Below are 16,629 nucleotides of genomic sequence, written 5' to 3'. Positions count from 1 at the left end.
CGCCGGGGCGCCACGTGCGCTTGGGGGGGTGAGGTCATGAGCTATCAAGCCGATGCCTGGGTCATCGAAGCAGGCGAGGTGGGGCGCCCATGCCGCGCGCGCCTGAAGCGCACGCGCGTCACCGTGGAGTCCATCCGCGACGACGAGGTCCTCGCCGCGCCGGTGTGTGGCTGCTGGGAGGGCAACACCGAGCACGCGCTGGCCCGCACGCCCATCGACATCTGCCAGGTGCGGCGCGAGCCCCAGGTGGTGCTGGGCAACGCGGGCGTGGTGCGCGTGCTGGAGACGGGCAAGGCCGTCACGCAGGTGCGCGCGGGCCAGCTGGCGATGATGTTCCCCAGCGGAGAGACAGACGCGCACGGATACACCGTCAAGGCCCTGGGCTACGAGGCGCCGGGACAGATGGGCTGCATGGCCACGCTCATGAAGCTGCACGGCGCGCAGCTCATCCCTCTCCCGGAGAACTCGCGCCACACGCCCGCGCAGTGGGCCGCGTTCAGCGTCCGCTACGTCACGGCCTGGGCGAACTGGCGGTTGGCCTCGGCGGTCTTCCGCCTTCAAGTCCCCAAGGAGGAGTGCCCCACTCCGCAGGCCTGGGGCTGGGGCGGTGGAACGACCTTGGCCGAGCTGACCCTGGCCAAGTCTCAAGGCTGGCGCGCCGTCATGCTGTCCGGCTCGCCGCACCACCTGGATGAGATTCAGCGCGCGGGGCTGGAGGCCATCGACCGGAACACCTTCGGGCGGCTGAGCCACGAGCCCCACCGCATGGAGACGGACCGCGACTACCGCCAGGCCTACCTGCAGGCGGAGATGGCCTTCCTGGCCGAGGTCGCGCGCCGCACCGAGGGGGCGATGGTGCACGTGTTCCTCGACTACATCGGCACGCCCGTCCACCGGGCCACGCTTCGGGCGCTGGCGCGACAAGGCGTGCTGGCCACCGCGGGCTGGAAGGAGGGCATGGAGCTGACGCTGCTGCGCGCGCGCGAGTGCATCACCCGCCACCAGCACATCCACACCCACTTCGCGCGCTACCAGGAAGGACTGGACGCCATGGCCTATGGCGAGGCCAGGGGCTGGATGCCGCAGGTGGACAGCCGGCTGTACACGTTCGACGAGCTGCCCGCGCTCGCCGATGACTATCACCGAGGCGCAACGGGCTACTTCCCCTGCTTCCTCGTCAACGCGGAGGAGTGGACATGATGCCCATGGATGGGGGCGTCACGTCGCTCCTCACGCGCGTGTTCGACCTGGGCATCCGCCTGTGGGTCGAAGACGGGAAGCTGGCCATCGACGCGCCTCACGGGACGCTCACCGAGGAGCTTCGCGAGGCCCTGGCGGTGCACAAGGCGGAGGTCCTCGCGCTGCTGGCGCATGGCCAGGGCGACGCGCGCGCGGCCGAGCTTCCGGCGCTCGTGTCGCGGCCTCGCGAGCGCCACCTGCCCTTCCCCCTCACCGACATCCAGCAGGCCTACTGGGTCGGGCGCGGCGGCGACGTGGAGCTGGGCGCGGCCATCCATGTCTATGTGGAGCTCGACAGCGCGACGCTGGAGCCGGAGCGACTCGGCGCGGCGTGGCGCCAGCTCATCCAGCGCCACGAGATGCTCCGCGCGGTGGCGACCGCGGACGGCTCGCAGCGCATCCTCGCCCAGGTCCCCGCCTACGAAGTCGTCGTCGAGGACTACCGCGCCTTGCCCGAGGAGGAGCGTGAGCGACGACTGGACGCGCACCGCCAGCGCCTGGAGCATCAGGTGCTTCCGCTGGATACGTGGCCGCTCTTCGAGCTGCGCGCGGTGCGGCTGACAGAGGGGCACCGCCTCTTCTTCAGCCTCGACTGCACCTTCGTCGACTCGTGGAGCGTGCAGATCCTCTTCCGCGAGCTGATGCAGTGCTACGCAGACCCGGACGCGCGCTTGGATCCTCCCGAGCACCGCGCGTCCTTCCGCGACTACGTCCTGGCCAGCCAGGCGCTGCCCCAGTCAGCGCGCTACCGCCGCTCACAGGCGTACTGGCGCGAGCGCATCGGCACACTGCCTCCCGCGCCGGAGCTGCCGCGCGTGCCCGGGGCTCGGGGCGCGCGGCGACCGCGCTTCGTGCGCCGCGAGGCTCGGCTGGAGCGCGCCCGGTGGGAGCTGCTCGTCCAGCGCGCCCGCGAACTCCAGCTCACGCCGACGGGGCTCCTGCTGGCCTGCTACGCCGAGGTGCTGGCGCACTTCAGCAAGAGCCCGCACTTCACGCTGAACGTGCCGCTCTACAACCGCCTGCCGCTCCACGAGGACGTGGGGAAGATGGTGGGCACGTTCTCGTCCTTCCTCCTCGTGGAGGTGGACCATCGGACGGGCGGCACCTTCGAGGAGCGGGCGCGCGCGCTGCAGGCGCAGCTCTTCCGCGACCTGGAGCACCGCGACATCGGGGGCGTGGAGGTGCTCCGGCAGCTCTTCCGCGAGCGCGGGGGCATCTCCGGCGCGCTCATGCCCGTGGTGCTCACCAGCTTCGCCAGCGGCGTGGAGGGCTGGGACTCGTGCTGGGTGGATCAGCTGGGCCGCGCGTTCGGCCGCGTGGTGCACGCTGTCACGCAGACGCCTCAGGTGTGGATTGACCATCAGCTCGTGTTCCAGGACGGCGGCGTGTTCTTCAACTGGGACTCGGCCGATGAGCTGTTCGCGCCCGGGCTCATCGACGCGATGTTCGCCGCGTACCAAGGGCTCCTGGAGCGACTGGGGACCGAGCCGGACGTCGTGCGGGAGCAGCCCTTGCGGTTGACCGCGCCTCGCGTGGCGGCCGGGCCGCGCCGCGACGGAATGGGCACGGAGGCACTGCTGCACACGCGCTTCGTGGAGCAGGCCCTCGCGCATCCCGAGCGCCCCGCCGTCATCGCGCCCGAGCGCACCCTCACCCATGGCGAGCTGCTCGCGCGCGCCACGGCCCTGGCAGCCCTGCTCAGGCGCGCGGGTGCGCGCAGGAACCACCCGGTGGCGGTGGTCATGGAGAAGGGCTGGGAGCAGGTGGTGGCCACGGTCGCGGCCTCGCTCGCGGGCGCGCCGTATCTGCCCATCGATGCCGCCGCGCCCCGTGAGCGGCGGTGGAGATTGCTGGAAGATGGGGGCTGCGAGCTGGCGCTCACCCAACCGTGGCTGGAGGCACAGCTCGAATGGCCCGAGGGCCTTCAGCGACTGTCAGTGACCGACGCGCCTGTCGCGCCCGTTCACCGCGACGAGCTTCCCGCTCCCGCGCAGGGACCGGACGACCTGGCCGTCATCTTCCACACCTCGGGATCAACAGGTCGCCCCCAGGGCGTCATGCTGGCCCATCGTGGACTGGTGCACGCGCTCGACGAGACGCTGCGCGAGTTCCAGGTGGGCCCCGAGGACCGAGTCCTCGCGCTGACCGCGCTGCATCACGACATGTCCCTCTTCGACGTGTTCGGGATGCTGTCCGCGGGCGGGGCGCTCGTCCTGTGTGAGCCCGCCGCGCGCAAGGAGCCGGCGCGCTGGGCCCAGCTGCTGCGACGCGAGCGCATCACCGTGTGGAACTCCGTGCCCGGCATGATGGAGATGCTCCTCGCACACGCGCAGGAGCGGCCCGAACCGCTGGCGCCCACGCTGCGACTGGCGTTCCTCGGCGGGGACTGGATTCCGCTCAGCCTGCCAGAGCGGCTGCGCGCGCTCGTGCCGGGTGTGCAGCCCGTGAGCGTGGGCGGGCCCACCGAGACGAGCCTGTGGAACATCTGGTACCGCATCGGCGCCGTCGAGCCGGGCTGGGCGAGCATTCCCTATGGTCGGCCCATCGCGGACACGCGCTACCACGTCATGGACGAGGCGCTCCGCGAGCGTCCCGTCTGGGTCCCCGGTGAGCTGTGTTGCGCGGGCATAGGACTGGCCCAAGGGTACTGGCGGAATCCGGAGCGCACGCGGGAGCGCTTCGTCACCCACCCCGTCACCGGCGAGCGCCTGTATCGCACGGGCGACCTCGGTCGCCTGTTGCCGGATGGGAACATCGAGATTCTCGGCCGCGTCGACTTCCAGCTCTCCATCCTCGGCCACCGCGTGGAGCCCGGAGAGATCGAGGCCGCGCTGCGCGCCCACCCGCAGGTCGAGGGCGCGGTCGTGGTCGCGGATGGGGATCGCCACGCGCCTCGGCTGGTGGCCTACGTGGTGGACAAGCCCGGCGCCGCGATGGGTGCCGAGACGCTGCGCGCGCATCTCCAGGAGCGGCTCGCGGAGCACATGGTCCCCGCCGTCTTCGTCATCCTGGAGCGCTTCCCCTTGGGGCCGACCGGAAAGCTTGACCGCGCGGCGCTCCCTCGGCCCGAGACGGCGCTTCCCGCCCCTCCGCCTCGGAGTCTCGAAACGAGCGCGGCGCCTCCGGATGTCGAGGAGGCGCTCGCCGAACTCGTTCGGGACGAGCTTCACGTTCCCTCGGTGGACCGACGGAGGAACTTCTTCGAGCTGGGCGCCAACTCCGTGCACCTGGTGCGCATCGCCGCGCGCATCCGCCGCGAGCTGGGCGTGGACATCCCCACCGCCGAGCTGTTCCAGAACGCGAACCTGGCCGCGCTGGCCGCGCACCTTGGGCGCGCGCGGCGGGGCGAAGCAGGAGCGCCCTCGGCCCGAGTCCTGGAGGCTCGTACGAGCGCGCTGGAGCGAGTCCCCATCGCCATCATCGGGATGAGCGCGCGGCTTCCCGGCGCGCCGGACGTGGACACGTACTGGCGCAACCTCACCGGCGGCATCGAGTCCGTGCGCTGCTTCACCGACGAAGAGCTGCTCGCCGAGGGCCTCTCTCGGGAGCTGCTCCAGGACCCGCGCTACGTGAAGGCGGGCGCCGTGCTGGAGGACATCGCGGGCTTCGACGCCGGCTTCTTCGGCCTGACCGCGCGTGAGGCCGTGCTGACGGATCCGCAACACCGCCTGTTCCTCGAGTGTGCGTGGGAGGCCCTGGAGCGCGCGGGCTACCGTCCGGACGCCACGGGGAAGAAGGTCGGCGTGTTCGGCGGCAAGAGCATGGGCCACTACCTCTCCCCGGCCCTGGACCTCTCCCAACCGCTGCCCTACTTCCAGCGGCTGTTCGGCAACGACAAGGACTTCGTCGCCACGCAGGTCTCCTACAAGCTGAACCTCACGGGCCCGAGCATCACGCTTCAGACGGCGTGCTCCACATCGCTCGTGGCGGTGGCGCTCGCGTGCCAGTCGCTGTGGAACCGCGACTGCGAGATGGCGCTGGCCGGGGGCGTGTCCATCAAGGTCCCGCACCACCTGGGCTATCTGGCCGAGCCGGGCTCCGGGATGTTCTCACCGGACGGGCACTGTCGGCCGTTCGACGCGCGCGCCCAGGGCATCCTCCCCGCGAGCGGCGCCGGCCTGGTGGTGCTCAAGCGACTGGAGGACGCGCTCGCGGATGGCGACCACATCCACGCGGTCATCCGCGGGGCGGCGGTCAACAACGACGGCGGCGACAAGGTGGGCTTCTCCGCGCCCAGCCGCGACGGCCAAGCGGAGGTCATCGCGCGCGCCCAGGCCATGGCGGGCGTGCCACCCCACACGGTGCGCTACGTGGAGGCCCATGGCACCGGCACGCCGATGGGGGACCCGCTGGAGATCGCCGCGCTCACCCAGGCCTTCCGGATGGGCACCGAGGACACGGGCTTCTGCGCGGTGGGTTCATCCAAGTCCAACTTCGGCCACCTGGACACCGCGGCGGGCATCGCCGGGCTCATCAAGTCGGCGCTCGCCATCGAGCGCGGCCTCATCCCGCCCACGCTCCACTTCGACACGCCCAACCCCGCCATCGACTTCTCGCGCACGCCCTTCTACGTCAACACGCACCTGCTGCCGTGGCCGGACGATGGCCATCCCCGTCGCGCGGGCGTGAGTTCCTTCGGCGTGGGCGGCACCAATGCCCACGTCATCCTCGAAGAGGCGCCTCGGTTCGTGCCCGAGCGGCTGCGCCGGAGGGACGCGACCCACCTGGAGCGTCCGCTGCACCTCTTGCCGCTCTCGGCTCGGAGCCCGAGCGCGCTCCAGGTCTTGTCGCGACGCTTCGAGGACCTGCTGGCGGATGCGCCCGAGTCCGCGCTGGCGGACATCGGCTACACCGCGAGCGTCGTCCGCTCGCACCTGCCCCACCGGTTGGCCGTCGTGGGCCGCACGCCTCGCGAGATGCGCGAGCAACTGCGCGCGGCGCGCGAGGGACTGGCCGCTCCAGGCGTGGTGCGCGGCACCGCGGAGGGGACGCCCCGCGTGGCGTTCCTCTTCACCGGCCACGGCGCGCAGCACCCAGGCATGGGGCGGGGACTATTTGAGACGCAGCCCGTCTTCCGTCGCGCGATGGAGCGAGTGGATGGCCTGCTGCGCTCGGAGCTGGACACGCCGCTCGTGGAGGTCCTGTATGGCAAGGAGGGCCGGCGGCTCGCGGAGGTTGCCTATGCGCAGCCCGCCCTGTTCGCCGTGGAGTACGCGCTGAGCGAGGTGTGGCGCGCGTGGGGCATCACTCCCGATGCCGTCCTCGGCCACAGCCTGGGCGAGTACGTCGCGGCCCTGCAGGCCGGGGTCTTCGGGTTGGAAGACGCGGTGAGGCTCGTCGCGGCACGCGGGCGGCTCATCGCGGAGCTTGGATTGGAGGGCGAGACGCTGGTGGTGCTCGCGGACGAGGCGCGGATCCGCGAGGTCGCCACACCCTTCGGGTCGCGTCTGGCCATCGCCTCGCTCAATGCGCCCGAGAACATCATCGTCTCGGGCGAGGGCCCCGCGGTGCGCGCGCTGGCGGAGGACCTGCGCGCCCGAGGCATCGAGACGAAGCGACTGGAGGCCTCTCGGGCCGCCCACTCGCACCTCATGGACCCCGTGCTGCCGGTGTTCGAGGAGCTGGCGCGGGGCATCGCGTTCCAGCCCCCCTCCGTGCCGCTCGTGTCCAACCTCACGGGCCGACTGGCGGGACGCGAGGTCGCCTCGGCGCGGTATTGGACCCGGCACCTGCGCGAGCCCGTGCGGCTCGCCGATGGCATGCGGACGCTGGGCGCGCGCGGCATCCACGCCTTCTTGGAGATAGGCCCCAAGCCCACGCTGGTGTGGATGGGGCGCGAGTGCCTGCCCGCACAGCCCGCGCTGTGGCTGAGCAGCCTGCGCCAAGGACATGACGACTGGCGCCAGATGTTGGAGTGCCTGAGCGCCCTGCACACCCGAGGCGCGCCCGTGGACTGGCGGGGCTTCGAGCAGGGACGTGCCCGACGTCGCGTGGTGCTGCCCACGTATCCCTTCGAGCGCCAGCGCTACTGGGCTGATGAGGCGGGAGCGCGCAGCGGGGCTGTGCGCGTGGGGCACCCGCTGCTCGGCGCGCGCGTGGAGTCCGCGGCGTTGCGGCCGGGAGAGCTGTTGTTCGAGTCCCGCCTGAGCACCACGACGCCTGCCTATCTGGGCGACCACCGCGCCCGAGGAACCGCGCTGCTGCCCGCGACGGCGCATGTCGAGCTGCTGCTCGCCGCGGGTGCCGTGGCGCTGCCTGAGCGCGCGCTCGTCATCGAGGAATTGCGCGTGGAGCACGCGCTCGTGCTCCCCGAGCAGGGCGAACTCACCGTCCAGGTCGTCGCCCGCCCGCGCGCCGACGCGGCCTTCGAGGTGGAGGTCTTCCGTCGCGAGGACAGCGCGGGAGCGGGTGCGACGTGGACGCGACATGCCGTGGGGCTCGTGCGCGCCGCACGCGCCAACGAGAAGCCTCCCGTGCGCCTGGACGCAGTCAGCACGCGCACCGGCAAGGTCGAGACAGGGGAAGCGCACTACGAGCGGGCCCAGGCCTTGGGCATCACGTTCGGTGAGGCGTTCCGCGGCCTGCGCGAGCTGTGGCGCGACGACATGGGCGTGGGTGCGCGCATCGAGGTCCCCGCGAACCTGACTGCTGACTGCGCGCCGCACCACGTGCACCCGGCGGTGCTGGATGCATGTCTTCAGCCCGTGGTCGCCACCGCCCCGCCCCCTGCGCCTGGAGACTGGTGGGTGCCCGCGCGCTTCGAGCGGGTTCGCGTGCACCGCCTCCCCTTGCCCTCGCGACTGGTGAGCCGCGTCACCGCGCGCGCGCCGCTCGTCGCGGACGTGACCCTCTTTGATGAGACCGGGAGCGCGTGCTTGAGCGTGGAGGGCTTCGAGCTGCGCAGGACGCGCGGCGATGCGCTCATCCCCGAGGCCCGTCCGGGGCTGGCCGAGGCGCTGTACGAGCCCGGCTGGCGAGAGCAGGCGCGCTCCGTGCGCGAGGTGGTGCCGCCACCGTCCACGTGGCTCATCCTCGCGGACGACCAGGGCCTGGGCGAGACGCTGGCGGTGCAGTTGGAGGAGGCCCGCGAGTCCTGCGTCGTCGTCCACGCGGGCGTGGGGTACGCGCGGCGAGGACCGCGACAGTTCCAGGTGGACCCCGCGCGTCCCGAGGACTTCACGCGGCTGCTCGATGAGGCCGTGCCTCCCGGCCGGCCGCTGCGGCAGGTGCTGTACCTCTGGGCGCTCGACGCGCCCGCGCCCGCCGGGCTCCAAGCAGAGGGACTCGCGCGCGCGAGCGTGCGCATCTGCGGCGGGGCGCTGCATCTCGTGCAGGCGCTCACCGGACGCAGCGACGCGCCTCCCACGCTTCACTTCGTCACGCGCGGCACGCAGGGCACGGACGTGGGCCTCCAGTCCGCGATGGGGGGGCTGGGAAAGGTCATCGCCCTGGAGCATCCCGAGCTGGGGTGCCGGTGCGTGGACCTGGCGCAGGGAAGCGGCCTGGAGGCGTGCACGGAGCTGCTCGCCGAGGTGCGCTCGGGCAGTCAGGAGGCGCAGGTCCAGCTCGACGCGGGGCGCCGCCGGGTGGCCCGCCTTCGTCCCGCGGAGGCGCTGGGAGCGCCCGAGCCCCTCCGGCCCGACGCGACCTATCTCATCACGGGCGGCTTTGGCCGACTGGGGCAGCTCGTTGCGCGAGCGATGCTGGAGCGCGGCGCACGCAACCTCGCGCTGCTCGGACGGCGCGTCCCGCCCCAAGGCAGCGAGGGACTCGCGGCGCTCCAAGCCACCGGCGCGAACGTGGTGCTCTTGGAGGCGGACGTATCGAAGCCGCGCTCGCTCGCCACCGCGGTGGACGGCGTGCGGCGCGCGATGCCTCCCTTGCGCGGGGTCATCCACGCGGCGGGCACCGTGCTGGACGGTCCCGTGCAGACTCAATCCTGGGAGGCCTTCGCGAACGTGCTGGCGCCCAAGGTCCAAGGCGCGTGGAACCTCCACCGCGCGACCCAGGGCGTGGAGCTGGACTTCTTCATCCTCTTCGCGTCCGTGGCGTCGCTGCTGGGCAGCGCGGGACAGGCCAGCTACGCGGCGGCCAATGCCTTCCTGGATGGACTGGCCCGGCATCGGCGCTCGCTCGGCCTGCCCGCGCTGAGCATCGCGTGGGGGCCATGGTCCGGAGAAGGAGCCGCGGCGAGCGAGGCCACCGCGGAGCGCCTGCGCCGCCAAGGGCTCGGCATGTTCTCGCCCGCCCAGGGGCTCGCGGTGCTGCATCGCCTGTGGAGTCACTCGCGCGCGCAGGTGGCCGTGGCGCCCATCGACTGGAAGTCGTTCCTCGCGAGCCATTCGTCGACGTTCTTCGCGGACATGGCGCTTCAGGTCGAGTCGCCGCGACGCGCGGGCGCCTCGGGGCTCCTCCAGCGAATGGAGGGCGTGCCAGCCTCGGAGCGACATCCACTGCTGCGCAGCCACGTCCGTGAGCAGGTGGCGGCGGTGCTTGGCCTGGCGCCCTCCGCGGTGGGGATGGGGCGCGGACTCTTCGACCTGGGACTCGACTCGCTCGGCTCGTTGGAGATCCGCAATCGCTTGCAGGCGTCTCTCGCGTGCGACCTCCCCTCCGTCGTGGTGTTCAAGCACCCCAGCGTCGAGCAGCTCGCCACCTACCTGGCCACCGAGGTTCTTCGGATGGATCCGCAGGCGCTCGCTGGGGAACCCGCGACCGCGGAGGAGCCGCCCCTGGAGGAAGTCATCCGGAGACTGGAGCGAAAGCTGGAGGACCTGGGCTGATGCGCACGCCCTCTTCCACCTCGACCTCCGAGGCCTTGCTGCGTCGGGCGCTGCGCGCGTTGGAGCAGACGGAGTCACGGCTGCGCGCGCTCGAGGACGGGCGCCACGAACCCATCGCCATCGTCGGCATGGGCTGTCGCTTTCCTGGCGGCGTGTCGAGCCCGGAGGCATTTCGCGCGTTGCTCACCCAGGGGCGTGACGCGGTGACGGACGTCCCTCGCGAGCGCTGGGACGTGGATGCGCTGCATGCACCGGAGCTGGATGCACCTGGGCAGCTCGCCACGCGGCGCGGGGCGTTCATCGAGGGGGTGGATGCCTTCGACGCGGCGTTCTTCGGCATCAGCCCGCGCGAGGCCGACCGGATGGATCCGCAGCAGCGGCTGCTGCTGGAGGTGAGCTGGGAGGCGCTGGAGCGCGCCGGCATCGCACCGAGCACGCTCGCGGGAAGTCGCACGGCCGTGGTGCTGGGGGTGGCGAGCCACGACTACTTCGGGATGTCCACGCGGGCGCCCGGGGACATCGATGCCTACACCGGCTCGGGCACGGCGTTGAGCGTGGCCGCGGGGCGACTGGCCTATGTGCTGGGACTCCAAGGGCCCGCGTTCACGGTGGACACGGCGTGCTCGTCCTCACTGGTCGCGGTCCATCTCGCGTGCCAGGCGCTGCGCAATGGAGAGTGCGCGCTGGCGCTCGCCGGAGGCGTGAGCCTGATGCTCACCCCTGTGCTCGCGATGATCGAGTCGCGCACGCGGATGCTGGCGCCGGATGGGCGCTGCAAGACCTTTGACGCAGCGGCGGACGGGGTGGTGCGCGGCGAAGGCTGTGGCGTGGTGGTCCTCAAGCGCTGGGAGGATGCGCGCCGCGCGGGAGACCCGGTGCTCGCGCTCATCCGAGGCTCGGCCGTGAATCAGGACGGCCGCAGCGCGGGACTCACCGTGCCCAGCGGCGCCGCCCAGGAGGTCGTCATTCGCGCCGCGCTGGAGGCGGCCCGGGTGGCACCGGAGCATGTCGGCTACGTGGAGGCGCACGGCACCGGCACCGCGCTGGGAGACCCCATCGAGGTCGAGGCGCTGGGCGCGGCGCTGACCCGAGACCGCTCGGGCCGCGCGCCCCTGTGGGTCGGCTCGGTGAAGCCGAACATCGGACACCTGGAGGCGGCGGCGGGGATCGCCGGGCTGATGAAGCTGGTGCTCGCCCTGGAGGATGGAACCCTCCCGCCGCAGCTGCACTGCCGGACGCCCAACCCGCGCATTCCATGGGGCGCGCTGGGCGTGCGCGTAGTGACCGAGCCCACGCCCTGGCCCGTGCTCGGTGACCGCCGCGTGGGAGGCGTCAGCGCGTTCGGGTTCTCGGGGACCAACGCGCACGTGGTGGTGGAGCAGGCCCCCTCCTCGCCGGAGACTGCGTCGGTCATCGCGCGGCCGTGGAGCCTCGTCACCCTGTCCGCCACCACGCCGGAGTCACTCGACGCGCTCGTCGAGCGACACCGTTCCCATCTGGAGTCGCACCCCGCGCTGTCTCCACGCGATGTGGCGACCACGCTCAACTCGGGGCGCGCCCATTTCCGGCACCGGTTCGCCTGCGTCGCGCGGAGCACGGAGGACCTGGTGCGCAAGCTGCGCTCCCGCGAAGCGATGGAAGGCGTGGCGAGCGATGAGCCGCCGCGCGTGGCCTTCCTCTTCAACGGGCAGGGCGGACAGTACGCGGGCATGGGACGCGAGCTGTATGAAACGGCGCCCCACTTCCGCGACGCGCTCGACCGCTGCGCGGCGGGACTGGCGCAGCGCCTGGAAGCACCGCTGCTCGACGTGCTCTTCGCCAGCACGGGCGAGGCGCTGTCACGGACCGCGTGCACCCAGCCCGCGCTGTTCGCGCTTCAGTACGCGCTCGCGATGCAGTGGCGCTCGCTGGGCATCGAGCCCGCCGCCGTGTTGGGCCACAGCCTGGGCGAGCTGGCCGCCGCGTGCGTCGCGGGCGTGTTCTCCCTGGAGGATGGCTTGATGCTGGCCGCCGAGCGCGGTCGGCTCATGCAGGAGTTCACCGAGGCGGGCCTCATGGCGGCCGTCTTCGCCGAGCCCGAGCGAGTGGAGCGCGCCCTGTCCATCCACGCAGGCCGGCTCGCCGTCGCCGCGTTCAACGGCCCGCGCCATGTCGTCATCTCGGGAGATCGCGCGGCCGTGAGCGCGGTGCTCGGCGCGCTGCGCGCGGAGGGCATCGCGTCACGCCGGCTGGAAGTCGCTCACGCGTTCCACTCACCGCTGATGGAGCCCATGCTGGAGCGCTTCGCGGCCGTCGCCGAGCGCGTGCGCTACAGCCCACCGCAGTGCCGCTTCGTGTCCACCGTCACGGCCATGCCCGTGAGCACGGAGCTGACCGAGGCCGGCTATTGGGTCGAACACGTGCGCAAGCCCGTGCGCTTCGCCGAGACCCTGAGCGCGCTCACCCGTGAGGGCGCCTCCGCATTCCTGGAGCTGGGACCGGGCACCACCTTGACCGAGCTGGCTCGGGGCCTGCTGTCCGCGTCCACGGCGCCGCTCCTGCCCAGCCTCCGCCAGGCCCCCTCCGAGTCGCGCCAGCTCCTGGAGAGTCTGGGCGCGCTGTACGTCCAAGGCGCTCCCATTCGCTGGGCTGGACTGGAGGCGGGTGCCCCAGGGCGCCGCGTCGCGCTTCCCACCTATCCCTTCGAGCGACGCCGTCACTGGCTCCCCACCGCGCGGACGGACTTCGCGTTCTCCACGAGCAGCGCTGTCCCGGAGGCTTCATCCGAACACCCGCTGCTCGGTCGTCGCCTGGATTCGCCCGTGCACGGGCGCGACGAGCTGCACTTCGAGGCGCACCTGGGCACGGCCTCGCCGCCACTGCTCGGGCAACACCGCGTCTTCGGTCGCGCCGTGTTCCCCGCCACCGCATTCATCGAACTGGCACTGGCCGCCGGGGCGAAAGCCTTCAGCACCGAGGCCCTGCGCGTGGAAGGGCTGGAGTTCAGCCATCCGCTGCTCCTCCCTGACGAGGGCACCCTCCGCGTCCACACCGTGGTGGATCCCGTGGAGGACGACCAGCGCGCGGTCCGCGTCTTCAGCCAGTTGGAGGGAGACCGTGAGACACCCGCCTGGCGTCTGCACATGAGCTGCGCGGTGCGCCGGGAAGACGAGCCCCGCCCCGAACGCCGCGCGAGACCGGGCACCTCGGGCGAGGCACGACTCAGCGTCGAGGAGCATCACCAGCGCATGCGGGCGCACGGCCTGGAGCTGGGCCCACTCTTCCGCTCCCTCCAAGCCCTCTGGCGCACCCCTCGCGGAGGCGCGGCGCATGGGGCCCTCCCGCCATTCACCGAGCGCTACGTCCTGCACCCCGCCTTGCTCGATGTCTGCCTTCAGGCCCTGAGCGTGGGCTTCGGCGCGGCCGTGGAAGGTGAGGCCTTCCTGCCGGTGAGCGTGCGGCGTCTGACGGTGCACGAGCCGCCCCACGCGGAGGCCTACTGCGAGGCGCATCCGAGGCCTGTCTCCGACGAGGGTCGGCTGCGCGTCGATGCACGACTGGTCGCCGGAGATGGTCGCGTGCTCGTCACCCTCGAGGGGCTGGAGCTGCGCCGCGCGCGCCGCGAGGCCATGCTGGGCGGGCTCGCCCCCTCGGACTGGCTCTACGCGGTGGAGTGGAAGCCCGCGCCCCGAGGCGAGCGAAGCGCGGACTTCATCCCCCGTCCCGCGGACCTCGCCTCGGCGCTGGAGCCTCGCCTCCCCGCGCTCGTCTCTCCCTCCGAGGCCCTGGCCTACGAGGAGGTGCTGACGCGACTGGAGACGATGAGCCTGGGCTTCATCCACGCGGCATTCCATCGCATGGGCGCGGACTTCCGCCCCGGGCAACACGTCAGCGCGAGCGAGCTCGCCACGCGGCTCCAGGTCGTCCCCTCGCAGCGCCGACTGCTGGGGCGACTGCTCCACATCCTTGGCGAGGAAGGAGTCCTGGAACGCACCGGAACAGGCTGGAGTGTGCGGCGAGCCCTGCCGGATACCTCCTGGCACCCCACTCCGCCCAGGCCCACGGATTCGGCCTCCGCGCTCGCGCAGTTCGCCATGCTGGTCCGCTGCGGGAGCGAGTTGTCCGCCGTCCTGCGGGGCGAGCGAGACCCGCTGGATCTGCTGTTTCCCGGCGCGAGCCTGACGGAAGTGGCCGAGCTGTACCGAGGCACGCCCGTCATCCGACTGATGAACACCGTGGCCGCGCGCACGGTGGAGCAGGCGCTCGCGGCGGCGCGTCCCGGTCGCGTGGTGCGCATCCTGGAGGTCGGCGGAGGAACGGGCGAGACCACCGCGTTCATCCTCCCCAGGCTCGCGCCCGAGCGCACCGAGTACACCTTCACCGACGTCTCGCGATTCTTCGTCGACCGCGCCGCCGAGCGCTTCGCCGCGTTTCCGTTCCTTCGCTACGACGTGCTCGACATCGAGCGCGAGCCCACCGGCCAGGAGCGCTATGACCTCGTGCTCGCCTCGAACGTCGTTCACGCGACGCGCGACGCGCGGCAGACCCTCGGCCACCTGCGCACGCTGCTGGCGCCTGGCGGCGCGCTCATCCTGCTGGAGGGAACGGCCGCCCTGCGCTGGGTGGACCTCACCTTCGGCCTGACCGAAGGCTGGTGGCGCTTCGAGGATGGAGGGCTCCGCGCGGACTACCCGCTCCTCCCCGCGGACCGCTGGCGCGAGGCGCTCCTCGAGGTGGGCTTCGAGGAGGCCGACATCGTCTCGCCTCGGGGCCGGCTCGCACCGGTGTTGGGGCAGCAGGCCGTGCTGATGGCTCGGGCTCCGAGGACTCCGCGCGAGGGTCGCGCCGCTGGGCACTGGCTCATCCTGGGCGATGCGGGCGGCGTGGGCGCGGCACTCCGCGAGCGACTCCAGGCAGAGGGCGGAACCTGCACCCTCGCGTGTCGTGGAGCCGCCGGAAGCGACTCCGAGCCCTCGCGCCTGCTCGCGTCGATACCGAACCCACGCGGCATCATCCACCTGGAGTCGCTCGACAGCGGAACGTCACCAGACCTCACGCCGGAGGAACTCCACGCGGCCCAGGCGCGCGGTTGCGGGAGTGTGCTGCGGCTCCTCCAGGCACTCATCCACCGCGAGCGCCGAGCCATCCCCACCCTCACGCTGGTGACGCGGGGCGCGCAGCCCCTCGAAGGCGTCCTGCCGGGTGTGGCCCAGGCTCCGCTCTGGGGCATGGCCAAGGTGATTGCTCGGGAGCACCCCGAGTTCCGCTGCCGCGCCATCGACCTGGGGCATCCCCGCGACGACCTGGAGGTCGAGGCCCTCGTGGAGGAGCTGCTCGAGGCCGACGACGAGCAGGAGGTCGCGCTGCGCGGACGCGAGCGGCACGTGGCTCGACTCGTGCGCGCGGGTCGCCTCGCGTCGGGACAGCCCGTGCGCCTGCGCGCGGATGCAACCTACCTGGTGGCAGGAGGCTTCGGAGGCCTGGGCCTGCTCACCGCGCGCTGGCTCGTGGAGCGAGGCGCCCGCTACCTCGCCCTGCTCTCTCGGCATCCTCCGGGTCCCGAGGCACGCGAGGCATTGGAGGACTTCGCACGCCGGGGCGTCACGGTGCTCACCCGCGCCTGTGACATCTCCCGCGAGGCCGACCTCGCCGCGGTGCTGGATGAACTGGCCCGTCGCCATCCCCCGCTCCGGGGCGTCTTCCAGTCCGTGGGAGTGCTCGACGACGGCGTGCTCGCGGGCATGAGCTGGGAGCGCTTCCGCGCGGTGCTGGCGCCCAAGGTGGACGGGGCCTGGAACCTCCATCGGCTCACGCGAGCACTGCCGTTGGACCTGTTCGTCCTCTACGGCTCGGCGGTGTCGATGCTGGGCGCGTGGGGCCAGGCGAACCACACCGCCGCCAACGCGTTCCTCGATGCGTTGGCGCACCATCGCCGCGCGCTCGGGCTTCCCTGCACCTGCATCGCGTGGGGTGCCTGGGAGCGCGTGGGCGCGGCCGACCGGGCCCAGGCCTCCGAGCGGCTGCGCGCGCTGGGCATGGGCACGCTGGGTGCCGAGCAAGGACTCGACGTCCTGGAGCGCGCGCTCGCGGCGGGGACGACCCACGTCGGCGTCATGCCCATCACGTGGGCCGAGTTCGCGAGCAAGGTCGGAGCGAGCCCCTCACTCGCGCTCCTGCTCGCGGAGACGCGGGCCACGACGACCGAGCCCTCCGTCTTCCTCGCGCGCATGGAGTCAGCGGCTCCACGCGAGCGATGGGCCCTGATGGAAGAGCACGTGCGCACCCAGCTCGCGCGGGTCCTGGGCATGAGCAGCCTGGAGGACGTCGGCGCGCAGCAGCGGCTGTTCGACCTGGGCATGGACTCGCTCATGGCGGTGGAGCTGAAGAACCGCCTGGCGGTGAGCCTCCAGCGCCCGCTGCGCTCCACCCTGCTCTTCGACTTCCCGCGCATCGAAGCGCTGGTGGAGCACCTGGGACGCGAGGTGCTGGGCGTGCTGCCTCCCCCCGAGCCCGTCGCCGCGCTGCCCGCCGTGCCCGTCGATTTGGACGAGCCGGACGTGCGGGACATGTCGGACCCGGAGTTGGAGGCGCTCATCACCCGGGAGTTCCAGCTCGTTCCCCGCTGAGG

The 16,629-nt window shown here is 72.2% G+C and carries 3 protein-coding genes; all 3 read left to right on the top strand.

Annotation, left to right across the window (positions count from 1 at the left end; genetic code table 11):
• The first annotated feature begins 36 nt into the window (after positions 1 to 36).
• From JGU66_26925 to JGU66_26915, 3 genes are read left to right on the top strand one after another with little or no spacing between them, the layout of a single operon-like run.
• Positions 37 to 1,200 carry a zinc-binding alcohol dehydrogenase family protein gene (locus tag JGU66_26925; GenBank protein ID MBJ6764421.1) on the top strand — a complete coding sequence of 388 codons (1,164 nt, stop codon included), beginning with the start codon at positions 37 to 39 and terminating at the stop codon, positions 1,198 to 1,200.
• Positions 1,197 to 10,022, top strand: coding sequence for an amino acid adenylation domain-containing protein (locus JGU66_26920; GenBank protein ID MBJ6764420.1), 8,826 nt, complete (start codon positions 1,197 to 1,199; stop codon positions 10,020 to 10,022). Before JGU66_26925 ends, JGU66_26920 begins: the two co-directional genes overlap by 4 nt.
• Positions 10,022 to 16,627, top strand: coding sequence for an SDR family NAD(P)-dependent oxidoreductase (locus JGU66_26915; protein ID MBJ6764419.1), 6,606 nt, complete (start codon positions 10,022 to 10,024; stop codon positions 16,625 to 16,627). The genes JGU66_26920 and JGU66_26915 overlap by 1 nt, the downstream gene beginning before the upstream one ends.
• Positions 16,628 to 16,629: the final 2 nt, after the last annotated feature.

The organism is Myxococcaceae bacterium JPH2 (assembly GCA_016458225.1).
GTDB lineage: Bacteria > Myxococcota > Myxococcia > Myxococcales > Myxococcaceae > Citreicoccus.
This window is presented reverse-complemented; position numbering and strand designations above follow the sequence as displayed.